We start from the raw sequence: 24,417 nt of genomic DNA, 5'->3' as shown, positions 1-24,417 counted from the left end.
TCATCTACTAACATTAGATATGGTTAAAGCACCTCCCAGACAAACGGGATTTTCTTAAAGTATGGCCAAGATTTTCTAATTTATGAGCAAAGCCCGCAAACTCCCGCCCCTCAATGCGCTACGCGCCTTTGAAGCTGCCGCACGCCATTCCAGTTTCATGGCAGCCGCAGAAGAATTGCATGTCACCGCCTCCGCTATCAGCCAGCAGGTCAAACAGCTGGAAGAGTGGCTCGGCCTGGCCCTGTTCCAGCGCCTGCCGCGCGGATTAGCGCTCAGTGACGAAGGGCGACGCTATTTGCCCGGCCTGACCGACGCATTGGACGCCATTGCCGAGGAAACCCGGCGCGTACAGGACAGGGGGGATGATTTCAACCTGACCGTCACCGTCATGCCATCCATGGCCGCCCTGTGGCTTGTGCCACGACTTCACCGCTTCACGGACAGTCATCCCGAAATCACCGTCCGGGTCGTTTCCTCAACAGAACTGGTGGATCTCAATCGCGAAGATGTGGATGTCGCCATCCGCTTTGGGCTTGGCAATTATCCTGGGCTCTTTGTAGAAAAACTAATGGATGAGGAAATCTATCCCGTTTGCAGCCCCATCTTACTGGAAAAGGGGCCGCCGATCGAAACACTGGAGGATCTGAAAAACCACCTCCTGCTTCAGGATAGCGGCAGTGTCTTTCCCTACACAAAGTTATGCTGGCCGGAATGGTTTGCCCATTTTGGTATTGATGAGGTGGATCTCTCCCATTCACCAATCTTCAACGATACCCATTTGACCACAATGGCAGCCGTCTCAGGACGCGGCATTATGCTGGGGCGCAGTGTCCTGACCGCCGATGCGTTGGAGTCAGGCGCGCTGATCAAGCCTCTGGATGTGGATCTACCGGCGGATGTTGCCTATTATTTTGTCTGCCGAAAAGATCGTCAGGAGTTGCCGAAAATCCGCGCCTTCCGTGATTGGCTGCATCTGGAAACAACACGCCCGACCAGCAATTGATGAGGCTCAGCCAGCTCAATCATCTTGCCCGTCGCCCTCTCGCTTCTTGCCGTCAAGTTCCCGACGGATGCGTTCCGCCTCCTGCGTTTCCTTTGTCTTTTCCGCTTTCGTCCGGCCAAAGCGCGCACGGTTCTCTTCCGCCTGGCCTTCCTTCTTGCGTCTTTTCTGCTGTTTGCGGGCCTGTCGCAGATTGATGATTTCCGCCATGGGATCTACATTTTCACCGTTTGTAACACCTATATGCATAGGATAGCTTATAACTTTCCCGCTGCAAGCTGAACGCGCCCACGCCATACAGGAACCGGTCCTTGAAAAAAACCATCATCATTGCCAGCAGTCTTGTCAGCGCCGCGATTGGCGCCGTCTTCCTGGCCCCTTCGGTTATCGACTGGGACAGACATCAGGCTTCCTTCATCACGGCAATCGAACAAGAAACCGGCTGCAGCATCACCGTAAAGGATAAATTCCAGTTTGAATTGCTGCCCTCGCCCCGGCTGACCTTGATCCAGCCGGCCATGCTGGATCAGCAGGGGACAGCGCTCATGAAAGCACGTTGGGCCCGGGCAGAGCTTTCCTGGCGCAAACTGGTTCAGGGAGAAATCCGGGTCGAACGCCTGGAACTGGTGGAACCCTCGGTTGATTGGGATAATGTCACAAGTTGCGACGATGCCACACCGGCATCCCCGGGAAACGGTGGCAACCTGCCGTCCGGCATAGCTGCAGATGAAGAGGCCTTTTCGATCAATTTGGTCTCAGTGAAAGGAGGCCAGTTTACCTATGCCACGCCAACGGGTGCACGCCTGTTCCAGATGGAGGACCTGAATGGCAGCTTTCGCTATGATCCCGACCGGGACCAGGTCATCGGTGACGGCACAGCCCGGATTATCAATCAGGACGCCAATTTCGGCCTTACCTTCACCGGCCTTGGCAAACCTGAACGCCAAAGGGCCAACCTAACTTTGGCCCAGCCGGGCGGCGGCCTTAAGGTGACCCTGACCGGACGCCGGGATGGCCTTGGCAACCCCATTACCGGCAGAGCCAGCCTAGAAGCGGACCAATTAGCCTTTCTGGGGCCGGAACCGTTTCTCCGGGAACTGCCTGATGGCCTCCGGGGGACACTGATCAACTCTCCGGCAAAGCTCGAAACCGATTTTGACCTGCAGGATGAAGCCTTCCAATTCAACAATTTCAATCTCCGCCTGGCCGGGCAGACCGCCACCGGCGCGATTGTCATTCCCTTGGACAACCAGGGCAGCATCAATGCAGCACTCAGTTTCAACCATCTGGATCTGGACCGGCTGGCACAACAGAGACAGATACCTGCTGAAACTGCTTTGGACGACCAAGCGCAGGACGTGGCAGCCAACATCGATACCGTTCAACCAAAAGAAGCTGCCAGCGCCTATCTGACCCAGTTTTTTCACCGGATCGTTTCTCCCGACAGCTGGCGATTTTCAGTAGACATCTCCGCAGACCGGGTCTTGTATCGCAGCGCTCTGATCCATGATATCGCCCTTCATGTTACGCGCGACAAAGAAGCTTTGCGGTTGGACCGGGCAGAAGCCCTGCTGCCGGGCGGATCCGTCCTGGCCATGAATGGCAGTTTGGATTCGAGAAACGGCATACCGGAATTTATCGGTGACATCACTTTTCGGTCAGACGATTTCCGCCGTTTTCTAAGCTGGACCCATCTCGATCCAGCTCACTTTTCCAGCAATCGGCTGCGCAGTGCGGCCGTGAATGCCCAGGTTATTTTCAGCCCCGGCTATCTCGGCTTGCATGCTTTGGAAGGTCAAGTGGACTCGGCAAAGATTTCGGGTTTCCTGGAACAGCAATCCAGCTCGGAGCAGATTTCGATCGAAAGCCGGTTTCGGCTCGACCGGCTCAATCTTGATGCCTATGGCAATGGCGAGACCCTCCCGGCTGTATGGAGCTGGCTGCAATCCGGCTTCAAAGGGGCGGGGCCCGGTTCTCCCGGCGCAAGCCAACAAACGGCAAACACGGCCCCAGAAACCACCGACCCGGCGGTGCCGACCTATTGGAAAACAGACCTGGAGATTGAAAACCTAACCAGCAACGGTCTGCCGATGAAAGACGTCCAGATGACCATTGCCCATGAAGAACAGGGCTTAATGCTGGAACGGTTTCAACTGGGCGATTTAAGGGGGCTGGGCCTCCAGGCGAGCGGCCGCCTGCCCTCCCGCGACAATAACAATAATGCCTCTCTTGCAGTTTCATTTTACCTGCCCGACCCGGAAGAGACCGCTGCACGGTTCGGTGCTTCCTCACAAACCAGGCATCTCTTGCGTCGGTTCGGCCCCGGCAACGGATCCATCCTGCTGGAAGGAGACATCGCGCGCTTGAATACACGCCTTGTTTATGACGGTCAGGAAGGCTGGATAAAGTTGGATAGCGCCGCCCTTTGGGAAGCCGGCGAACTGGCGCTGGCTATCCGGGATGGCGGCATCCGGCTGCCAGACCTGGACCTTCGGAAATTGTCTGGAGAGGCCCGTTTTCAGTCCGACCAGGGTATTGCCTGGCAGGATCTGCAAGGACAATGGATGGACCTCGCCTTTGTCAGCAATGGGACCTATCAAGAAGGCCGCCTGATGGGAAAACTGAAAATGGAAAGTCCGGACATCAATTCATTCAACCAATTGGCGGGAAACTACCTGCGGGCAGAGGGCGCCGTGCAGGCAGAGATGGAATTCCAATCTTTGGAGCTTGATGCCGAAAAGCCCCTGTCCACCATTCAGGGGAAGGGAACATTATCCGGCGCAGTCACACTGACGCCGGGCACGGAACTGGCGGCGGACAGCAAACTTGCCCCTATCCGACGCTTACGAGAGTTCATGGTCACCGCTTTTGACGGGGCCATGCCTCTAAAAGGTGCTATTTCTTTGGACAATGGCCAGCTCAAAATATCGAATCTCAATTTACAGGGCGCGCGCGGGACAGGCACCGCCGCTGTCAAACTGAACACCGAAACCATGCGACTTTCCGGCAAATTATCCCTGTTGGCCACTGGCCAACAGGACCCGGAATTCACTTTACAGGCTAACGGGCCGGCAGACCGGCCCAATCTGAAAACCGCTGGGAAATGGCTGGCCGGGCAATAGTCCGACCGATCATCCGTCAGCTGACGACAATATTTTGAAGGACAAAGGTCCGAATCGCGCTCGACAGGTTGCCAGTACGTTTCCGGTCAATGTCGGTCACGACCTGATTCACCGACACTTTCTTTGACGTCGCGATACTGCGCAAGCTATCCCAGAAAATATTTTCCAGAGATATGCTGGTCCTGTGACCTGCGATGACGACGGAACGTTTTTTGATTTCGGACGGATCATACTTGTCGTTGGCTGTTACCACGCCCATTGCTGCCCCTACTTCTTTCATACTCTTCTCATTACCAATTTTGACGCATCCCAACCGGATTCATCACCCTAGCGTCGATTAACCATTTCTCCCATGGGGGCGAACCTAGCAGCAGATGGTTAACGAAAGCTTACCAAAATCCTTAATATCCAAAAAAACAGCGTTGTTTTTTCAATTTTTGTGTGCAGTAAAAATCACCAGCTGAGATCTGCTGCTAAAGCACGATATACAAGGCTTTTGGTCCAGTTTTCCCGCCCAAAACCAACCTCAGAAACCAAAACTTTTGCGTGTATAGGCAACCGTTGCGTTCCTACCCGGAATACGATTCCGTTAATAATTTGGGCCAAAACGTTAAGGTGCTTTTCTCGAGAAAAGCGGGTCAAACACCCATGAAGGCACAAATCTCCAAAACCGCCTGGCTCAGGTTCCCGTCTTCCGTATGGCCGGATTTCTTGCGCGGCTTTAATCCATGATCTCCATCCGGCAACCAGCGCAAGATGACATCCTGTGGCAGATTCATAGCCTCGACGGCATCACGACCACCAAAAGGATCCCTTTCTCCCTGGCAGATCAAAGTTTTAGATTTCAAATCTGAAAAATGCTCAATCCGGAGTTTCTCCGGTTTGCCCGGCGGGTGGAACGGATAACCAAGACAGACAACCCCCAGCACCGGCAGTTCGGTAGCAATCAAGCTTGCCATCCGCCCGCCCATCGATTTGCCGCCGATAAACAGTTTGTCGGCGCCGCCCAGTTCCTGCAACACCTCGCGCCAGCATTCCAACAGTTTCGGCGCCCGATCCGGCGGCCGTTTTTTTCCATCGACCCGTCGGGCGGCCATATAGGGAAATTCAAATCGGGTAACGGCAACGTCCCTTTCCGCCAGCCCCTCTGCGATCTGATTCATGAAGGGGGTATCCATACCTGCCCCGGCCCCATGGGCCAAAACCAGTTGATACCGGGCGTTTTCCGGGCCGTTTTTCAGCAATTCCATGTCTCTTCTCCTTCCCCGATCCGACTGTAAATTCCCACAGGGCGCCTTTAGTGTTTTGAGTTGGTTAAACCGGTCAAAAAATCTTTCGTTGTCAAGGCTCTGTTAATGATTTTACTATTATCTTACGATGTTCTGGACGTAGTCTGAACTGCGCGTAACAAATAAGGATGACTGGCCGTGTCTGACCTAGCCCTTGCAGAATCCCAAGACCTCACCACGCTGGATGAGGAACAATTGGTAACAATGACCGTGGACAATCAGCTCTTCGGCATTCCCATTCTGAAGGTCCAGGATATTGTCGAACCCGATCAGATCACTCCGGTTCCACAGGCACCTGGCGCGATCGCCGGCGTCCTGAACCTGCGCGGACGCATTGTTACCGTTATTGATCTTCGGGAATGTCTGGGTGCGCCGGAAGCCGAAGAAACAAAACAAATGAGCGTGACCGTTGAATATAAAGGCGATCTCTATACGTTATTGGTCGACAGCATCGGCGACGTACGCTCCCTGCCACGCAAGAATTTCGACAAGCCCCCGGCCACGCTGGCCGATAATTTGAGGAGCCTTTGTTCCGGCATTTTCCAATTGGAACATGATCTGCTGGTGGTTTTGGATGTCGAACGCATCCTGGACGAAGAAACCATCATGAAAACCCCGCGCCGCACGCGAAAACGCCGCAAGATCGAATTGATCGAACAGGCGAAGACAAAGGTCGAAACAGAAAGCGTCGAAACGGAAGAAGCCGACGAGCAGGATAACTGCGCCCCGGAGAAACCCAAAACCAAGCCTGCTACAAAGAACAAGCCCGCAAGCCCGGCCCCCGCTGCTAAGAAATCAGCCGCACCAGCCCCCAAGAAGGAAAGCGCTGCCGTAACGGAGCCGGAGCCAGAGGAGGAAGAAGCAGCCGAAGACAGCTTTACCCCGCCGCCGTCCGAAGATCTGGAAGCAAGGGCCCTGCAGGCGGTAGAAGCTTATGCCGCAAAGATCGACAGCGATCCGATCTTGAATGATCTGTTCAAGGATGTTGGTGACCCGGAGATGCTCGACCTGCTGATGGCCTTGTTCAATGCCGCTTTCGAAGTGCCGGGCGCTGGAAAACTGGAACCGGCTTACATGACCCTGATCAATCAACCGGGACTTGGCGACGATCATTTCATGCAGGCCGGAACTGCCATGCATTCCACCCTCACAGAAATGAAGTTAAGCCCGGAGGAAACGGACAAGATCATGCGTGTGATCGATGAAGTACGCATCAAAGTGCTCGACACCTGATACCAACCGGAATTTCTTTCACCAAAACGGACCTGTTTCTAGGTCCGTTTTTTTGATTTCAATGACAAACCCGCGTTCCGAAAGAACGCGGGTTCCTGTTTTTTTATGGAATATTTGGACTGACGGAATGATCAATGGGCGGTATGTCTGATCCGCGCGATTTCATCCCGTACCATGAGCTTCTCATGTTTGATTTCACGTAGAACATTATCATCCGGCAACGGCCGGACTTGTTCGGCATGGAGACGTTGTTCCAAATCGGCATGTTTTGCTTTAAGCGACTGGATACGGTCCTGTGAGCTCATTGAGAGTCCCTCCACTGGTTAGCGAGATCAGTGTAGGCAGGACCCTTGGACCAGAAGGGCACAAACAATGATGAAGCCATAAGGCGGCCATGACAGGATGATATGCAGCAATCCTGACTATATTATGAAGCTATGCTCTCCATCTGGCTGGTCATCAATATGTACAATGCACCCGTATGGGCCGGGGTCCGGCCCGGTTTTTTTATAGAAGACGCTTGTCGCGCCTCTCAAGTATGGTACATCATTCAGCGGAGATGTCGAGCGATGAATGATAAAAGAAAACTTCTGGTAGGAATCTCAGGGGCTTCCGGTGTGACCTATGGGATCCGTTTACTCGAAACCCTTGCTGAGCTTGGGGTTGAGAGCCATTTGATCCTATCGAAAGCCGCAGAAATGACCATCGCTTATGAGACGGATCATACCCCAAAATCCATCCGCGCCATGGCGGATGTGGCCTATGCCACCGGAGATATGGGCGCTGCCTGTTCCAGCGGTTCTTTTCCAACCGACGGTATGATTGTCGCACCCTGTTCCATGAAATCGTTGGCCGAGATCGCCACCGGGGTCACCAGCACCCTTTTGACACGGGCCGCCGATGTTGTCTTGAAAGAGCGCCGGCGCCTGGTTTTGATGGTTCGCGAAACCCCGCTTACCAATGTCCACCTGAGAAACATGCTCACCGTTTCTGAAATGGGCGGCATCATCGCCCCGCCGGTACCCGCCTTTTATACCCGACCGGAAAGCCTGGAAGAGATGGTTGACCATTCCATCGGCCGGGTTCTGGATCTCTTCAATCTGGATACCGGTAAGATCAAACGCTGGAAGAGCGAGCAATAGGTCAGCGCCCCTGTCCAGGGCTGATCCGCCCCGAACAAAGGGGTAGGTGTAAAACTGACTTTTCAGTCAATAAACCCAAAGCTTCAGCGGCTTCTTCCGCCCGCAAGGGTAGTGTGCCACACTCTATCGGGTAGGAATCGTATTTTTTCATATCAATGCCATCGGAAAACCGGCAAAAGGTCTGTGATTTTGTGCGTTAATCTCTATGATTGTGAACACAGAACCCAATGTAAGAATTTGAAGGGGGTCCGCCATGCGCATGACGCGTGAACATAAAACCAAAATCGTCGCCACACTGGGTCCTGGTACGTCCAGCAAGGAATCAATTCAGGCCCTGTTCGAAGCCGGTGTCGACGTGTTCCGGCTTAATTTCAGTCACGGTGCCTATGAAGAACACAAGGCACGACTGGACGCGATCCGCGAAGTGGAAAATGAAACCGGCCGTCCGATTGCGGTCCTCCTCGACCTCCAGGGGCCAAAACTGCGCGTTGGCACATTCGCCAACGGCCCCATCGAGCTTGCCACCGGAGACCGGTTCCAATTGGACCTGGATGACATTCCCGGCAGCCAGGAACGCGTGACCCTGCCACATCCGGAGATTTTCGAAGCCCTTCAGCCGGAAACCGACCTGCTGCTGGATGATGGCCGTGTACGCCTGCGCGTCAAAGAGTGCAGCGAGCGCCATGCAGTAACGGAAGTGATCGTCGGCGGCCCCCTGTCTGACCGCAAGGGGGTGAATGTGCCAGGTGTAATCCTGCCGATTTCCCCGCTCACCGAGAAAGACCGCCGAGACATGGAGTTTGGCCTGGAAGCCGGCGTCGATTGGTGTGCATTGAGCTTTGTCCAACGCCCGGAAGACATGGAAGAGGCCAAACGCCTTGTGGCAGGCCGCGCCCTGGTGCTTGCCAAGCTGGAAAAACCGGCCGCCATCGACAGCCTGGAAGAGATTGTTGAACTCAGTGATGCGATCATGGTCGCACGCGGGGATCTGGGTGTGGAGATGCCGCCCGAGGATGTGCCGATCCTGCAGCGCCGTATCGTCAAGGCCTGCCGCAAGGCGGGCAAGCCGGTGATCGTTGCGACCCAGATGCTCGATTCCATGGTCGACCGCCCCGTGCCAACCCGCGCAGAGGCGACCGACGTTGCCAATGCGGTTTACGAAGGGGCCGATGCGGTCATGCTGTCCGCAGAAACCGCGGTTGGCGACTACCCGATCGAGGCGGTCAAAATGATGAACCGCATCATCATCCGAGTGCAAAAGGACGAGGAATATTGGAAGAGCCTGGCGGCCGACCGATCAGAACCGGAAGCCACCACGGCTGATGCCATCAGTGCCGCCGTACGCCAGGTCGCTGCTACGATCTCTGCTGCGGCCATTGCAACCTATACCACGTCCGGCTCCACCACATTCAGAATGGCCCGCGAACGGCCTTATGCACCGATCATCGGCCTCACTCCGCGCATTCAGACCGCCCGCCGACTGGCGTTGGTTTGGGGCGTTCATTCCGTGCGGGCACCAGATGCCAAAAGCATGGAAGATATGGTGGATACCGCCGTCCATCAGGCCCGTATCGATGATTTTGTCGAAACCGATGACCGTATCGTGATCACCGCCGGCGTCCCCTTCGGCACACCAGGCAAAACCAATATCATGCGCATTGCCCGCATTCATCCCAAAGGCCAGCAGGTCTGATAGATCTAACGCTGTTCGAATAATCTGGCTCAGCCGGAAGCGCTCTTAAGTAGCGTCTTCCGGCAGCCCGTCTTCCAGAACCTTAAGCCGTTTTCGGACACTGAATAGATAGGGATTGACTTCAAGCGCTCTCCGATAGGCGTTGATCGCCGCCTTGGCATTTCCCAGAGCTTCAAAATTCATCCCCAAACCGGCCAGCGCTCCGAAATGGCGGGGCTCCAGATCCAAAGTGCGATCCACATCTTCAACCGACTGCTCGAACTCGCCCAACATATAACGGACCGTGGCCAACTTATTCCAGGCCTCCGCATAATCCGGATCAATTCGGATGATTTCCTGGAACAGATCAATGGCATTAACCAATTGACCACTGCCCATGGCCTGAATGCCCCGCTGCATAAGCCGCTCCACATCCTCGCGACCATGATTGCCCCAGATTGACCAGATCTGTGCCTCCAACAGTTTGGCCTGCGCCAAGGAAATACGTGCCTTAAGCTCGGCAAATAATGGCGGCAGGCGTTGATCATTTTGATCGGCCGCCGCCCCGCTGCCAAGACAGGCAACGATCATGAGTGCCGGTAGGTAAATACGCAATATGCGCCACATCATCTGACCCATTCAAAACCAGTCCGGCCATAAGAATAACAAAATCAGGTTTCCACGCCCACTCACAAGTGGTTTAACCCGTTGCGATGTTCCGTTACTATCCTGGCAAGATGACTGATAACAAAGACTGTTTTTCCTTTTCTGTCGGACAGGCCCGGGATCGTTTCCTGGCCGCCTGTGACAGTGCCCATATTCCGGTCACCGCCTTTCCCGGCACCGCGACCGGGACCGAGGATGACAGACAACAGGTCTTTGCTGATATTGCCCGCTTTGGCTCCCCCTCCGCCTCAAGAGTTTTGTTGTTGGCCCCTGCTGAGGGTGGCTTGTCGGCCTATCTTTCCGCCGGTCTGATCACAGCTGCTGTCCAAGAGAAGCTATACCGCCATCTGGCACGCGATGTGGCGCTGTTGCTAGTGCATGCCATCAACCCCAAAGGCCCGCTCTGGCCCGTTTCCGGTGTCGATATTCCACGGCCAGAGGATTGGGAGGACAGTATGCTTGCCCAGGCGGAAGAGCGCTTTCAGTCCCGCCCCAAACCCCCGACAGCCTTTGACCGGCAAAGCCTGTCGAACCGCCGTCTCTCCGATATGATCGAACCTGCCTGGGACCGAACTGTCATCAACACCATCGCCGATCAGTTCCTGGAGGAATGTGATCGCCTCTATATATTGGAACTGGCCGAAATGCCGGGGTCAGCTGGCGAATTGTCGCTGACCTGCGATGATCCCTCAGCCTGGCTGCCACAGCAGCCGAAAAATCGCGAATATGTGCCTGAAAGCAGCCTGTCCGGTCATTTTGCCGGCTTTGCCGGCTTGCATCATTCCTATGCCGCGCTGGCGCGGTTTGGAACGACCCCCCGGGTTCCGGCCCGGTCGGAGGATAAAAACAAAGATCGGTTCATTCCCGACGCCCGGCCGGAATGGGAAAACCCGGTCAGGGAAAGCGGAACAGACCTGATCACTGGCTGCATCAAGGCCATCGGTGCGCTGGAATAGCGGCTCAGACAACACGCCCGTCTGAGAGAAAAACCGGCAATTCCCCAGATAGAACGCGGCCGTTGATCGCGGCAATGGGCCGGATATTGATCAGGCTGTTGGTCAAAAAGCCCGCCTGCACCTGATCCAGCCCATCCGAGGACAGACTGGCCTCTTCAATATTCAAGCCGTTTTGAACCGCCAGGTCCAAAACGGACCGCCGGGTGATGCCGGGCAAAACACCATCCGAAATCGGCGGTGTGATCCAAGTACCATCCGCTCTTTTGAGAAAAATGTTGGCCGCCGCGACACAAGCGACATGCCCAGCATTGTTCAACAGCACCGCATCATCAAAGCCATCAGCCTTCGCCGATTGCAGGGCCAGTATATTGTCCAGATAGTTCAGCACCTTCAACCGGCTGAGCGGTGATCCTTCGTTACGTCGGAATTCACTTACCATCAGCCGTGCCGGCGGCAGCTCCGTAGGCTCCCGCCCGGACGGGCTGCAGGTGATCAGAATTGTTGGCACGTTCGTTTCCGGCGGCAGCAAACCACGAGGCCCGGTGCCTCTCGTGACCGTCAGGCGCAATGACGCATGCTCCAGGCCGTTTTCCGCCAGCAACAGATACATGGTGCTTTCCAGCATATCGTCATCTTGGGCAATATCCAGCTTCAACACCGTCAAAGAACGACGCAGCCGCTGGAGATGCTCCCGGCAATGCAGGATTTTCCCTTCGGCCGCTTTCAGGGTTTCAAACAACCCATCCGCCAATAAGAAGCCCCGGTCGTTAGGCGCTATCTTCGCCGCATCCGCATCGATAATCGCGCCATTCAACCAGCTTTTCATCAAGCGGCATCCTCGATCTGGCAGGCAAGCCGCAGGAAGTTCTCCAGGATCTTATGGCCGCCTTCCGTTAAAACCGCCTCGGGATGGAACTGCACTCCAAAAACCGGATAGCTTTTATGCCGGAATGCCATGATCTCACCTTCATCGGTGCGGGCAGAAACCGACAGATCCGCTGCCTCACCAGCCTCCAGTTCCACGATCAGGGAATGATAGCGGGTTACTTTTAGCGGGTTCGGTAACCCTTCAAACAAATCCGTACCGTTATGATCAATTTCCGTGGTTTTACCGTGCAATGGCTTGATCGCCCGAGAAACCTTTCCACCATAGACCTGGCCGATCGCCTGATGACCCAAACAAACACCGAGAAGCGGTATATGCGGCCCTAGCTTTTCAATCACTTCCAACGAGACACCCGCCTCATTCGGCGTGCAAGGACCGGGAGAGATGACAATGGCTTCAGGGGCCAGGTCACGGATTTCATCCACGCAGAGCGCATCATTGCGCACAACCTTGATCTCGCGCCCCAATTCTTCCAGATAGCGTGCCAGGTTATAGACAAATGAATCGTAATTATCGATCAGCAGGATCATGGATCAGCCCGCCGCCTTGATATCTGCAAAAGACGACCGGCCCGACGACATGGCATCAAAGGCTTCAAACAGACGCTTGGCTTTGACCAGTGTTTCTTCATATTCCGAACGCGGATCCGAATCCGCCACAATGCCACCCCCGGCCTGGAACGCGACTTGCCTATCTTTAATCGCCAATGTGCGGATCAGGATGCTGGTATCCATATCACCGGCGAAACTAACATAACCCAACGACCCGCAATAGGGGCCACGGCGCTTCGGCTCCAACTCGGCGATGATCTCCATGGCGCGCACTTTCGGCGCGCCTGTGATCGATCCGCCGGGAAAACTTGCAGCCAACAGGTCCACCGCATCCTTGCCGGGTTTCAACGCCCCTACCACCGCCGACACAAGATGATGGACGGACGCATAACTTTCCAGCGCACACAATTCAGGAACAGCCACAGTATGCGGCGCACAGACCTTTGAAAGATCGTTGCGCAACAAATCGACGATCATGACATTTTCCGCCCGGTCCTTGTCACTGGCCAAGAGATCCGCTGCCAATGCGCGGTCTTCTTCCGGATTATTGCTGCGGCCACGGGTGCCCTTGATCGGCCTGGTTTCCACCCGGCCCGCTTCTACCTTCAAGAAACGTTCCGGTGAAGACGAAGCAATCACACCGTCGCCCGTGTCGAAATATCCACAAAAGGTCGCGGCATTCATCTGTCGGAGATGCTTATAGAAGGCCAGCGGGCTGAAATTTTCCGGCAATGGCGCATGAAAGCGCTGGGATAGGTTGGCCTGGAAAATATCGCCTGCATAGATATAGTCGATCACCTTCTGGACCTTGGCCTCATATCCCGCCTGGCTGTCGCTGGACTGCCATGTCAGTGGCGGCATAATCATGGCGGGCCACCCCTGGCGACCGGCTGTTTTCAACCGTTTCAGGAACCAGGATGCTCTTTTGCGTGCCTGTTCCAGGCGGGCTTTTTCTTCTGTTTCCGGGAAACCGGTGCTGATCACCCAGGCCTTTTGGGCGTTATGGTCGAAGGCCAAGACCACGTCAAAAAGCCCCACCGCCATTGGTGAAAAAGACATATCATCGGCCTGATGATCCGGGAGGTTTTCCAAGCACCATCCAAGATCGTAACCGAAAAGACCGGCCGCCCCGCCCTGGAAAGCCGGCAGGTTCGGGTCGCGTTCCAGAGGAAAAGCCGACAATTCCTTTTTAAGAATATCAAACGGGTTTTCTGTAACCGGACTGCCATCGACCAAAACCGCATCATCGCGCGCTTCGATCACGCGATAAGGGTCCGCGGTGATATAGGAAACACCGCCCAAACGGGGATCCACCATGGCACTGTCAAGAAACAAGGCATGGGACAGATCGGCAAAATCCGGGAAGATATCCGCAGGATCGACAAATGGGATTTCTTTGATGACGGCGGGAAGGCTCATGACCGGTAACCGCGTTCCTGAATTCAAATCTGGTTCAACAAAGCACATATTATAACGCGCCCAGCCCAACAGGATCTTAGGCTGAGCGACTTATATAGGCTTGCCTGCGAAGAGTCCAAAAACAATTCGGCCTCCGGGGAGCCTTTATCCCCGAAGACCGAAATTTCCCTGCCCCACTTTTGTAACTTGTTATCCCGCGAAGGCAAACCGCAAGGCAACCACCGTCAAAACCCCTCCGCCGACCGCAATCAGAGTATGGCACCGGAGGGCCAGCAGGACTGTCACCGCCACTGCCACGGTTTCCGCAAATCCCGTCGCCAGGGCCGTCGGCGTGACAATGGCTGCCAGAACCGCTGCCGGCATCGCCTCAAGGGCTGCCGCCACCCGCCCCTTGATTGCGACCTTGCCGATGATCCAATAACCAGTGAAACGGGTCAGTGCCGTGACCAGTGCCATCCCCAGGATCGTCGCATAGATTGCATAACTCTCGCTCATGCCGCTTGCTCCTCACGATAAAAAACCGCCCCGGCGATCACACCGGCCAAACCGCCGAGGAAGATGTACCAGACACCCGGCAGGAAATGATGCGCCAGCACCGCGGTAAACACACTGGCCACGATGGGTGGTGCGGAATGAGAGCCTTTCCAGAATCCCATGACCAGGGTGGTGAAAACCGCGGTGAACACAAAATCAAACCCGTATACGGCGGGATCCTCGACCAGATGACCGAATTTTACCCCCAACACGCTGAACAGGATCCAGTTCAGGTAAAAGGGCAGGATCACCCCCATCACATAGGCCGCCGTCAGCGGTTTCTTCGCACTATGTTTGATCGCTGTCGCCCAGGATTCATCCGACATCACATACAGGAACGACCAACGGCACCAAGCCGGCAGATGCCGGATCCGGGGGCCCAGCGCCGCCCCCATCAGCACATGACGCAGATTGACCAGCAAGGTCACGCCGATAATCGTCAATATCGGCACCGGCGTTGCCCAGATGCCAAGGGCGGTGAACTGCGATGCCCCCGCATAGACCAAGCCGCTCATGGCCATGATGTCCCATTGATCCAAACCCGCGCCAGCCGCCAAAGCCCCGACCATAAGGCCAAAGGGGGCTGCCCCGACTGTCAGCGGTATCATATCGAAAAACCCTTTCAGGAAAGAGCTTTCCGCATCCATCGTCTTCATATCGGCCGCAATAGATGTTTCCTGCATATCGTACAATTACCCACATAGTTGCCTATTCCGGCAATCTAGTCAGCTTGGCTGTTCTTTTATTGTAAAAAATTGCAGCTCGGCACGCTGAGCGCAGTTTTCCTTGGCTTTTGGTGATTAGGCATTTAATAAAGGCTGCCGCTCCAGAAGGGGGCTGTAGCTAAATATTAGGTATTTCCGGGGGGAATATGAAAAATTTGACGTTTTTTACGCTGATCGTCCTGGTCGGCGGCATTTTGGCGGGTTGTCAGGGGAATTCAGCTTATTATGGCAAGGGGCCGATGGTTCTGTCCCCCAACTCACAGATGCATTTCGAAAAATATCTCACATCCAATCCCAGCACCTTTCTGGTCACGACGGATGGACGGAACAGCTATTATCGTTACTGCCCAGACACCGCCTGCCGTACAGAGCCGGTGACAGTCGGGCTCTATAATTGCGAAAAACACTATGGCAAGGAATGCCGGATCTATGCCGTCAAAGACAAGGTTGTTTGGCAGTTTGATGCGAGTAACCAGCAAGGTGTTGCATACAAACCGAACAATCAGCAGAACATCACGCACCAATTTCTCGCGGATTGGGGCGGATTATTCAGCGACAAACTAATGTCCGCTTCTTTCAGCCATTCCATGAATGGGAAACTGTCATTCTACAATAGTGAAACCGGCATTTGTAACGGGACCTTCCGTATCGATCAGGATAGCGCCAAACCCGTCACCGACCAAAATGCGGTTGAATACAAAGGTGATTGGGCGCTGAGCTGCGGAGAGGGCCAATCCGCACAGGGCGATGTGCGCATGGTTCTCAACGAAAAGGGTAAAGTCACCGACCTCGCTGGAAATGGCGAAGATGAAAACGGGCAACCGCTCGTCTTCAAAAAGACCAATCCATAACCTGACAGCCACAATGATATGCAAGCCGCCCTGTTAGCAGGGCGGTCTTATCTTGCTGAGCTTTCTTAGAAGTTTTTGAAAAATTGGGGAATTTTTAACTATGTTGAGAAAAATCGTTCTGACCGTGCTTGTTGGCGGCTTACTCGCTGCCTGTCAGGGTAACTCCGCCTATTATGGGAAGGGTCCAATGACACTGTCTAACCGGACACAAATGCATTTTGAAAAATATCTATCGTCCAATCCCAGTACTTTCATGGTCACTGTTGACGGACGCAATTCCTATTATCGCTACTGCCCAGACACCGCGTGCCGCACAGAACCGGTGACCGCCGGGCTTTATAATTGCGAAAAATTCTATGGCAAGGAATGCCGGATCTATGCCGTCAAAGACAAGGTCGTTTGGCAGTTTGATGATCAATACCAACCAATTGAAGAAACCCTTAAAAATGCTAAATCAGCTAAGCTTGATATGGATTGGTCCGGAGTTCTCGATGGCCATCCCACCCAGATGCATTTCGATAAGGGCCTTGAAGGTAAATTGACCCTGATTTCAGATGAGACCGGAGAATGCAAAGGTGACTTCAGCTTGAATGAAAAACCTGGCTCCACCCGATATCCAGGTGATTGGCGCCTTGAATGTGCCAAAGGCCAGAAAGCCAAAGGCAAGTTGACCCTAACCACGACCAGAAGCGGTGAAATCCAATTCATCAACGCCAGCGGCAAGGATCGCGACGACACCTATGTCCGCATGTATCTGAGCTATTAATCAAACGCGCGTTGATAGCATTTGGGCGTGACACCGATTGCACGCTTGAAGTTTTTCGTGAAATGGGCCTGGTCGTAGAAGCCGCAGGAAATGGCGGCTTCGGCCAGGTCCGTTCCTTTTGTCAGCATAGATTTCGCCTCATTGATCCGGCGGTTCATGCGATAGGCATGGGGACTGATCCCCAGGTGCTTCCGAAAGGCACGGATCAGACGAAACTGATTCATCCCCGCTAACGCTGCCAGCTCTTCCAGGCCAATATCCTCGGCCAGGTTGTCATTCATGAAATCACAGACTTTGCGAACCAAATCACGATCGTCACCAATGCTCCGCATCTGGTCCCGGCCATCGGCATAACGGCGGATCAGGTAGCCCAGCATCTCACGCAGACCGGTCTCACGCTCCAGGCGCTCACCATCCCCTTCGAACAGGCCGTGCAACCGGCAGAATAACCGGCATAAAGCCTCATCCTCGAATTGCGGCATTTTAAAATAGGGAAGTCCCGCCGGCCGCTCCCCAATTTCTTCCGCGATCTGCCGCATCAAAACCTGGCTCGGGTAGATCGTCCGATATTCCGAGCCCTCTTCCCCGGGCCGGCAATCATGCAGGTCATCCGGGTTGATGACCAGGGTCGTACCTTTTCCCCAGACCCGCTCCTCACCCTTGTTGCGATAATTCTGACTGCCCTGGATAATATGCCCCAAAACAAATGTATCGTGGGTATGGGGCGCGAAACAGTGGGTCCGGAACCGGGTATGCATGCATTCCAGGTTCCCCAATTCCGGCAGGACCCAAATCCGGCTGGAATTATCATTCACCGCATGCTGTGGCGCCGCCGCAGACTGTGGAACCGTTGCCTGCTCAGCCATGGCAGGCATTCCGGTAGGCACCCGGCGTCACACCAACCACCCGCTTGAAGATGCGTGAAAAATGCGCCTGATCGTAAAAACCGCAATCCAGGGCAGCCGCGCTTAGGGTCACGCCATTCTTCAACAATCCCCGCGCCGCCTCGACACGGCGGTTGATGACATACGCATGGGGGGTCATTCCCATTTCCTTGCGAAAGGCCCGTATCAGCTGATACCGGTTCAACCCGGCGATTGTTGCCATATCCTCCAGACCAAATTCCTGGTCCAGGCCATCGCGGACAAAATCACAGACCTTGGCAACCGGTGAGGATTCATCACCGATCCTACCCGGTACCGGTTTCTGATCACCATGATGCAAAACCAGATGGGTCAGCGTTTCCAGCATGAGGCTTTCCGCCTCCAGCGGACAACCTTCGCTTTCCAGCAGCCGATGCAGCCGGCCGATCCGCTCGCTCAAGAGACGATCTTCCACATAACAGTTTGAAAACCAGGGGATATCGCCGGAGCCGCCACATTCCTCATTGGCCTGTCGCATCAATTCAACCGAGGGATAAAACATGCGGTATTCATACCCCTCTTCGCCCGGTCGACCGTCGTGCAAATCCCCGGGATTGATGATGGTCAGGCTTGTGCCAGGTGTCAGGGCGAAATCAAGGCCACGGCTGCGGCAATGCTCGACCCCCTGTTCGACACGGCCAAAAACAAAAGTGTCATGGAAATGCGGGCTATATTGATAGTCCTGAAACCGGGCATGAAGGCATTCCAGGTCGTCAAAACGGGAATCGACCCACAAATGCGCTCGCTCCCGCGGGCTGAGCTCGCCGGTTTCAAAAGGGTTGTCTTTTGCACATACCATGGTCATTAGCTGAGTATACCCCCTGCGGCGGAAACTCTCTTGTAAATAATTGCACGTCCCAAGGGATATAAGCCGACATTGCCGTTATGCCAACGTTGCGCCCTCTTTTTTGGAGGAGGTTTCCGCGCGTTTTTTCTTCAGGCGGCTTGAGCGCAGCTCGCCCGCAGAATCCAATATCGGATAAGCAACCGATGTAAGATGGGCATTAATACGTTTCAAATCGCGGATGATATCGAGATGCATGGCCGAGGTTTCGATGGCCTCCGGCCGCCCCTGTTCCAGGCGCTGATAATGGTTTTCCGCCGCGACCTTCTCCAGGTTGCGCACTTCATCCTTTTCCTGAATCAGTTTTCGGGCATGTGACATCTCTCCAGAGATGAACACCCCCAGCGCAAGTCGCAGATTATTGTGTACCCGACGGAAGAGCTGATCCAATTCCGACTCGCCTTCCGGTGAAAAACGCAAGCCACGCTTTTCCTTTTTCACCGCCAGATCCACAAGATTTTCCGCAATGTCACCGATATGTTCCAAATTGGTGCAAAAAGCCATGATCTCACCACATTGCAGGCTTTCCTGCTCATCCAGGGATTCCCGGCGCACCGCCGCCAGATACAGCTTCACAGCCTCATAAACCCTGTCGATCTGATCATCCCTGCGGGCAATCTCGGCAATCACCTCCGGATCACCGCCCTCGCGTACCGCCGCCATGGAATCGGCCAGCATCGCATCGACCAAATCGCCCATACGCAAGACCTCCCGGGAGGCATTCGCCAGGGAAATAGCCGGATCCAACCCTTCCTCGTAGCCGAGATTGCGTTGGTGCATCTCCTGTGGCTGACCTTCATCCTGATCCTTGATCAACCGCTCTACCAGTTTTGCCGCCAATCCAACAACCGGCAGGAACAGAACCGCCAGACCAAGATTGAACAGGGTATGCATATTAACCGCCATGCGCACCGGATCCGGGTCGAACGTCGCAAGATAAGGTTGGATGAGGCCTAGCAGCGGCAAGGCAATCACACAGCCGGTCAGCTTGAAAAGGCCGTTGCCGACGGCAACCATCCTTCCCTCACGCGGGCCGTGGAGCGTCGCCAGGAATGGCGGTAACGCGCCTCCGAAATTCGCCCCCAGCACCAATGTCAGCGCCAACCCCACCGGAATAGCCCCCGTGGCAGCCAGCGAGCAGACAAGCAGGACCGTCGCCAGGCTGGAATGGGCGAGCCAGGTAAGCACCGCCGCCAGCAGAATGGCAATCAGCGGTTCCCCATCGAGCGCCCCGACAATGACCGGCACCGTGGGGGAGGCACGCAGGGGTTCCGAACTGGCAACAATCAGGCCGAGCGCCAGAAGGATCAACCCGAGACCAATGAAAATCCGACCGGCATTCTGCGGCCGTTTGCCTTTGCTGGAAGCATGCAACAAAAAGCCGCCAAATAGTAAAATCGGCGATAGCCAGGAAATATCAAAGCTGAAAACCTGCGCAATCAAGCTTGTCGCCACATCCGCGCCCAGCATGATCGCCAGGGCGACCGGCAGGGCAACAATGCCGCGCGCGGCAAAATCCGCCGTCATCAGGCAGGTCGCCGTGCTGCTTTGAACCAGTGCGGTAACGCCCAGCCCCGCACCAAAAGCCGCAAAACGGTTTCGCAGCCAGTGCGACAGAAAAGCCTGCAACCCATTACCAAATGCCCTTTGAGCACCCGTCCGGACCATCCGCATGCCCCAGAGCAGCAGGGCAACCGCCCCCAATAGATTCACAAGCAACATTGTCGCAGACATTCAGCACCTGTCCTTTTCTTTATTATGGTTTTCTTTTCCGTGTCTTCCCGACCATGCAGCCATAAGCACAGGAATCACAGAAGCTTACATTGTTACATTTTTGTTACAGGTTAAAATCTATCATTTCTAGCCGTTTTTGCGGCCAATCCCATCATTTTTCCGGCATTTACCCGATCCATTATCGTAACCCCGCATTCCTTAAAATCTGTTAAGGACCGGAAAATCACACAGAATGCACAGTTTCCCTTGCAATCCCAAAGAAAGCCCGCATATGAGAGGGGCCGAGGCAGGCGCCTCCAGTCACAATAATTGCATTTTTCAAGGCCAGCGCGGGGGCCGGGTTTTCAGTATGGATATTCTTTTTGTAATCGGTGGATTGATTCTCCTGTTTTTTGGGGGCGAAGGTGCCCTTCGAGGTGCGATCGCGCTGGCCAAGAAACTCTGTGTCTCCCCCGCGATCATCGGCCTGACAGTCATTGGTTTTGGCACCTCGGCACCGGAACTGGTGGTAACCCTTCAGGCCGCACTGGATGGCCAGCCCGACCTGGCGATCGGCAATGTGGTCGGCAGCAATATTTCCAATCTGCTATTGATCCTAGGGTTGGGTGGATTGATCACCCCCCTGGTCTGCTGCCCGAAGGCAATCCGCCGCGACGGTGGCATGATGCTGGCCTCCATGGTGGTGCTCACCATTCTAGGCCTGACGGGCAAAATCGTTTTTTGGCAGGGCGCCCTGATGCTGTCCACCCTGCTGGTTTTCCTCAGTTGGTCCTATTATCAGGATAAGAAGAAAAACGCCGCTTCGGATTTGCATGAGCGGGAGATGGAAGAACTTCAGAATGTGCCTGAAAATCCGCTCGTGATTGGCGGATATCTGCTGGCCGGTTTTGCCGGTTTGGTCTTCGGCGCGCATCTGCTGGTCGAGGGCGCTGTCAATATCGCGACCGATTTCGGCATCCCTGAATCCATTATCGGGCTGACCCTGGTGGCCCTGGGTACCTCCCTGCCGGAATTGGCCGCCACGGTGGTTGCCGCCATGCGCAAGCATGCCGATGTTGCTGTTGCCAATGTCATGGGCTCCTGCATGTTCAATGTGCTGTCCATCCTGGGCATTACCGCGATGGTCGAACCGCTGACCATCGCCGATGACATCCGCCAATTCGATATCTGGGTCATGCTGGCCGCTTCCCTGGTATTGGTTCCCATGCTGAAGGGGGATTCAAAAATCTGCCGCCGGGACGCGATATTCCTGGTCTGTGGCTATCTGGCGTATATCGGCTCCATCGGCACGCGCATATGGGCGTAAACGCCAAGTCATATAAAAAATCTATAGCCTGAAAGCTCTCATTGAGAGCAAGCATATGTTTTACCAATGCGCCATCATCTGGTCGCACTGACAAAAAACATCATTCCTGCGATATGCGATCTTCTTCTCATAGATTGGCAGCCATCCAACGCAGCCAGAAGTGCCGCCGTTCAACCCGGCGATAGCCGTCTTATCGATGCTTCGATAAAGCTTGTTCCCTTCATGCGGGAATATGGCTGAAGCCCGCATCCTCCCTAATGTTTCAGACAATAGTCACGGTTTATAAAAGTATAGTTTTTTTCTATATCTCATTATCATATTTTAGATATTTTATATAATTGTAACAAAACCGTCCCCAATTTGTCGCAATCCTAACTGTACTGTCGCCGCGATCATTGCACTGTTGGATTCAGGGCAGCAAAGACCCTGCATCCACAAAGGATGATAACTGATTACGGGTGCCTGCCGGAGACATGTCCCAATCCAGGAACATGCCCTTCCCCCGCAGGTGAGTTTACTGGGGATCCATTTGGGAGATTTATCCATGACCGCCATGAAGAAAATTGCATTGGGCCTGATCGGCGCAGCTTCCGCTGCCGTGATCACCTCTGCCGCGCTTGCAGAAACATTGACCGTCTACACTGCTGTTGAGGCGGAAGACCTGAAGAAATATGCCGCTGAGTTCAACAAGCAGAACCCGGACATCAAAATCAAATGGGTTCGCGATTCCACCGGTGTTGTGACCGCGAAACTGCTGGCTGAGAAAGACAATCCACAGGCTGACGTTGTTTGGGGCCTGGCCGCTACCTCTCTGATGAAACTAAAGGCCGAAGGCATGCTGGAGCCCTATGCACCGGCTGGCGTTGAGAAGCTGGAAGGTTCCTTCGTCGACAGCTCCAACCCGCCGTCCTGGACCGGCATGGATGCCTGGGTTGCAGCGGTATGCGTCAACACCGTTGAAGCCGAAGCCAAAGGCCTGCCGATCCCGTCTTCCTGGAAAGACCTGACCAAACCGGTTTACAAAGGTCATGTCGCCATGCCGAACCCGGCATCTTCCGGCACCGGTTTCCTAGACGTCTCCTCCTGGCTGCAGATGTTTGGCGAAGAAGGCGGCTGGAAATTCATGGACGAGTTGCATCAGAACATTGCCTGGTACACCCATTCCGGTTCCAAGCCCTGCAAGCAGGCCGCCTCCGGTGAAGTACCGATTGGTGTAAGCTTTGCCTTCCGTGGCGCCAAGTCCAAAGCCAAAGGCGCACCGCTGGAAATCGTTGTTCCGACCGAAGGTGTGGGCTGGGACATGGAAGCAACCGCCATCGTCAAAGGCACCAAGAAACTGGAAGCCGCACAGAAGCTGGTTGACTTCACCGTGACCAAGGAAGCCAACGAAATGTACAACAAAGGCTATGCCGTTGTTGCCTATCCGGGCGTTGCCAAGCCGGTTGAACATTTCCCGGAGAACCTTTCCGCAGCAATGATCAACAACGACTTTGAATGGGCCGCTGTTAATCGTGACAAGATCCTGGCGGAATGGAAAAACCGTTACGACTCCAAATCCGAGCCGAAGTAATCTTCGGACGGACCTGATAACAGTCGCCGGCCCGGTGGGAATTTCCACCGGGCCGGTCTTTCCGTTTTTTGAGACGATTTTCGAATTTATCGATTTTACGCCGGTCTGACAGCCACAGGCCCAGACCGGCAGCAGTGGGGATTGAGAGATGGCGGACAAAGAAAAATATCTTCGCATCCAAAATGTGGTTAAAAAATTTGGTGACTTCACCGCCCTGAAAGATGTTTCCCTGGAGATCGAGGAAGGTGAATTCATTTGCTTCCTAGGCCCATCCGGCTGCGGCAAGACCACCTTGCTGCGGGCTATTGCAGGCCTTGATATCCAAACATCGGGTCAGGTATTCCAGGCCGGCCGGGACATTTCCGCCCTGCCGCCATCCGAGCGCGATTTCGGCATTGTTTTCCAGTCTTACGCGCTTTTCCCCAATATGACGGTTTCCAAGAATGTGGCCTATGGCCTGGAAAACCAGAAGCTGGAAAAATCCCAGATTGAAAAGCGTGTCCGGGAATTGCTGGAAACTGTCGGTCTGCCCGAACAGGGTGAGAAATATCCGGCCCAGCTTTCCGGCGGCCAACAGCAGCGCGTGGCCTTGGCCCGCGCCATCGCGACCAGCCCCGGCCTGCTACTGCTGGATGAGCCGCTTTCCGCCCTTGATGCCCGTGTACGTGTCCATCTGCGCCATGAGATCAAGGAATTACAGCGCAGGCTCGGCGTCACCACCATCATGGTCACCCATGATCAGGAAGAAGCCTTGACCATGGCCGACCGCATCGTCGTCATGAATGACGGCGTGATCGAACAGATCGGCACCCCGATCGACGTTTACCGGAAACCGGAATGCGCCTTCGTGGCCGATTTTGTCGGCCATATGAATTTCATGAACGGTCAGGTGGTGGAAAGCGACCGGATCCAGATTGGCAGCCAGCAGCTGGCGGCGAAAACCAACGGCCACAAGCCCGGTCAGGCCGTGCAGGTGGCTTTCCGTCCGGAAGATCTGGTGGCGGTCGAAGATGGCGACATGAACAACGCCATTTCAGTGAACCTCAAGGACATTGAATTCCTGGGATCGTTTTTTCGGGCAGATCTCACCGGCGGAGATCTGGGACAATCCACCATCAATGCGGATTTCTCCATCAACCTGTCGCGCCGTGTAAATCTCGAAAAAGGCCGTGAACTGAAAATCCGCGTGCCGGCCGACCATATCCGCCTCTTCCCGATGGAGGGCTGA

24 protein-coding genes are annotated in these 24,417 nt (G+C 54.7%); 11 read left to right on the top strand and 13 right to left on the bottom strand.

Features of this window, described 5'->3' with window-relative positions; translation table 11 throughout:
• Positions 1–82 precede the first annotated feature (82 nt).
• Positions 83–1,003, top strand: a complete 921-nt coding sequence (locus DFP90_RS13145) for a transcriptional regulator GcvA (protein WP_115936960.1) — start codon at positions 83–85, stop codon at positions 1,001–1,003.
• Between the two features lie 15 nt (positions 1,004–1,018).
• Here the strand turns inward: DFP90_RS13145 and DFP90_RS13140 are convergent, their stop codons facing one another.
• The gene (locus DFP90_RS13140; protein ID WP_115937211.1) at positions 1,019–1,210 is read right to left on the bottom strand and encodes a DUF4169 family protein; all 192 of its coding nucleotides are present in this window, start codon (positions 1,208–1,210) and stop codon (positions 1,019–1,021) included.
• Between the two features lie 101 nt (positions 1,211–1,311).
• Between DFP90_RS13140 and DFP90_RS13135 the strand changes: the two genes are divergently transcribed.
• Positions 1,312–4,122, top strand: a complete 2,811-nt coding sequence (locus tag DFP90_RS13135) for a hypothetical protein (protein WP_115936959.1) — start codon at positions 1,312–1,314, stop codon at positions 4,120–4,122.
• Positions 4,123–4,138: 16 nt separating this feature from the next.
• On the opposite strand, the gene DFP90_RS13130 is transcribed toward DFP90_RS13135, so the two are convergent.
• Together DFP90_RS13130 and DFP90_RS13125 are read right to left on the bottom strand one after the other, a co-directional pair.
• On the bottom strand, positions 4,139–4,402 hold the full coding sequence (locus DFP90_RS13130) for a ribbon-helix-helix domain-containing protein (RefSeq protein WP_342767801.1): 264 nt from the start codon (positions 4,400–4,402) through the stop codon (positions 4,139–4,141).
• 358 nt (positions 4,403–4,760) lie between these two features.
• Positions 4,761–5,372, bottom strand: a complete 612-nt coding sequence (locus DFP90_RS13125; RefSeq protein WP_115936957.1) for an alpha/beta family hydrolase — start codon at positions 5,370–5,372, stop codon at positions 4,761–4,763.
• 177 nt (positions 5,373–5,549) lie between these two features.
• Between DFP90_RS13125 and DFP90_RS13120 the strand changes: the two genes are divergently transcribed.
• Positions 5,550–6,644: a chemotaxis protein CheW gene (locus tag DFP90_RS13120; protein ID WP_245957067.1), complete on the top strand. Its 1,095-nt coding sequence runs from the start codon at positions 5,550–5,552 to the stop codon at positions 6,642–6,644.
• A 131-nt stretch (positions 6,645–6,775) separates the two neighbouring features.
• On the opposite strand, the gene DFP90_RS13115 is transcribed toward DFP90_RS13120, so the two are convergent.
• Positions 6,776–6,949: a YdcH family protein gene (locus tag DFP90_RS13115; protein WP_115936956.1), complete on the bottom strand. Its 174-nt coding sequence runs from the start codon at positions 6,947–6,949 to the stop codon at positions 6,776–6,778.
• A 264-nt stretch (positions 6,950–7,213) separates the two neighbouring features.
• Between DFP90_RS13115 and DFP90_RS13110 the strand changes: the two genes are divergently transcribed.
• Entirely contained in the window at positions 7,214–7,786 is a 573-nt protein-coding gene (locus DFP90_RS13110) for a UbiX family flavin prenyltransferase (RefSeq protein ID WP_115936955.1), read from the top strand.
• 259 nt (positions 7,787–8,045) lie between these two features.
• Complete coding sequence (pyk, locus tag DFP90_RS13105) at positions 8,046–9,479, top strand: pyruvate kinase (protein ID WP_115937209.1); 1,434 nt, start codon at positions 8,046–8,048, stop codon at positions 9,477–9,479.
• A 45-nt stretch (positions 9,480–9,524) separates the two neighbouring features.
• Here pyk and DFP90_RS13100 read toward each other — a convergent pair whose 3' ends face one another.
• Positions 9,525–10,097, bottom strand: a complete 573-nt coding sequence (locus tag DFP90_RS13100) for a tetratricopeptide repeat protein (protein ID WP_115936954.1) — start codon at positions 10,095–10,097, stop codon at positions 9,525–9,527.
• Positions 10,098–10,195: 98 nt separating this feature from the next.
• On the opposite strand from DFP90_RS13100, the gene DFP90_RS13095 reads away from it, so the two are divergent.
• On the top strand, positions 10,196–11,080 hold the full coding sequence (locus DFP90_RS13095; RefSeq protein ID WP_181905343.1) for a DUF2817 domain-containing protein: 885 nt from the start codon (positions 10,196–10,198) through the stop codon (positions 11,078–11,080).
• A gap of 4 nt (positions 11,081–11,084) precedes the next feature.
• Here DFP90_RS13095 and DFP90_RS13090 read toward each other — a convergent pair whose 3' ends face one another.
• The 5 genes from DFP90_RS13090 to DFP90_RS13070 all read right to left on the bottom strand — a co-directional run bounded on the left by DFP90_RS13090 (position 11,085) and on the right by DFP90_RS13070 (position 15,153).
• Positions 11,085–11,906, bottom strand: a complete 822-nt coding sequence (locus tag DFP90_RS13090; protein WP_115936952.1) for an aminotransferase class IV — start codon at positions 11,904–11,906, stop codon at positions 11,085–11,087.
• Complete coding sequence (locus DFP90_RS13085) at positions 11,906–12,496, bottom strand: anthranilate synthase component II (protein ID WP_115936951.1); 591 nt, start codon at positions 12,494–12,496, stop codon at positions 11,906–11,908. The genes DFP90_RS13090 and DFP90_RS13085 overlap by 1 nt, the downstream gene beginning before the upstream one ends.
• 3 nt (positions 12,497–12,499) lie before the next feature.
• Complete coding sequence (gene pabB / locus DFP90_RS13080; protein WP_115936950.1) at positions 12,500–13,936, bottom strand: aminodeoxychorismate synthase component I; 1,437 nt, start codon at positions 13,934–13,936, stop codon at positions 12,500–12,502.
• A gap of 189 nt (positions 13,937–14,125) precedes the next feature.
• Positions 14,126–14,431 carry an AzlD domain-containing protein gene (locus tag DFP90_RS13075; protein ID WP_115936949.1) on the bottom strand — a complete coding sequence of 102 codons (306 nt, stop codon included), beginning with the start codon at positions 14,429–14,431 and terminating at the stop codon, positions 14,126–14,128.
• Complete coding sequence (locus tag DFP90_RS13070; protein ID WP_115936948.1) at positions 14,428–15,153, bottom strand: AzlC family ABC transporter permease; 726 nt, start codon at positions 15,151–15,153, stop codon at positions 14,428–14,430. The genes DFP90_RS13075 and DFP90_RS13070 overlap by 4 nt, the downstream gene beginning before the upstream one ends.
• Positions 15,154–15,341: 188 nt before the next feature.
• On the opposite strand from DFP90_RS13070, the gene DFP90_RS13065 reads away from it, so the two are divergent.
• Both DFP90_RS13065 and DFP90_RS13060 read left to right on the top strand, forming a co-directional pair.
• The gene (locus DFP90_RS13065; RefSeq protein ID WP_115936947.1) at positions 15,342–16,046 is read left to right on the top strand and encodes a hypothetical protein; all 705 of its coding nucleotides are present in this window, start codon (positions 15,342–15,344) and stop codon (positions 16,044–16,046) included.
• Between the two features lie 187 nt (positions 16,047–16,233).
• Positions 16,234–16,812, top strand: coding sequence for a hypothetical protein (locus DFP90_RS13060; RefSeq protein ID WP_147301007.1), 579 nt, complete (start codon positions 16,234–16,236; stop codon positions 16,810–16,812).
• Here the strand turns inward: DFP90_RS13060 and DFP90_RS13055 are convergent.
• From DFP90_RS13055 to DFP90_RS13045, 3 genes are all read right to left on the bottom strand, one after another.
• A complete protein-coding gene (locus DFP90_RS13055; protein WP_181905342.1) occupies positions 16,809–17,678 on the bottom strand; it encodes an AraC family transcriptional regulator in 870 nt (289 codons plus the stop codon). The two genes, DFP90_RS13060 and DFP90_RS13055, sit on opposite strands and share 4 nt — an antisense overlap.
• The gene (locus DFP90_RS13050) at positions 17,671–18,540 is read right to left on the bottom strand and encodes an AraC family transcriptional regulator (protein ID WP_115936944.1); all 870 of its coding nucleotides are present in this window, start codon (positions 18,538–18,540) and stop codon (positions 17,671–17,673) included. Before DFP90_RS13050 ends, DFP90_RS13055 begins: the two co-directional genes overlap by 8 nt.
• 78 nt (positions 18,541–18,618) lie before the next feature.
• Positions 18,619–20,313 (bottom strand): Na/Pi cotransporter family protein, encoded by a 1,695-nt coding sequence (locus tag DFP90_RS13045; protein ID WP_115936943.1) that lies wholly within the window; start codon positions 20,311–20,313, stop codon positions 18,619–18,621.
• A 349-nt stretch (positions 20,314–20,662) separates the two neighbouring features.
• On the opposite strand from DFP90_RS13045, the gene DFP90_RS13040 reads away from it, so the two are divergent.
• From DFP90_RS13040 to DFP90_RS13025, 3 genes are all read left to right on the top strand, one after another.
• The gene (locus DFP90_RS13040; protein ID WP_181905341.1) at positions 20,663–21,619 is read left to right on the top strand and encodes a calcium/sodium antiporter; all 957 of its coding nucleotides are present in this window, start codon (positions 20,663–20,665) and stop codon (positions 21,617–21,619) included.
• Between the two features lie 544 nt (positions 21,620–22,163).
• Positions 22,164–23,189, top strand: coding sequence for a putative 2-aminoethylphosphonate ABC transporter substrate-binding protein (locus tag DFP90_RS13030; protein ID WP_115936940.1), 1,026 nt, complete (start codon positions 22,164–22,166; stop codon positions 23,187–23,189).
• A gap of 148 nt (positions 23,190–23,337) precedes the next feature.
• A complete protein-coding gene (locus DFP90_RS13025) occupies positions 23,338–24,417 on the top strand; it encodes a putative 2-aminoethylphosphonate ABC transporter ATP-binding protein (RefSeq protein WP_115936939.1) in 1,080 nt (359 codons plus the stop codon).

It is taken from the genome of Aestuariispira insulae (genome assembly GCF_003385955.1).
Classification (GTDB): domain Bacteria; phylum Pseudomonadota; class Alphaproteobacteria; order UBA8366; family Aestuariispiraceae; genus Aestuariispira; species Aestuariispira insulae.
Note: the sequence above shows the minus strand (reverse complement) of the source record. Positions and strands in the feature narration are given on the sequence as shown.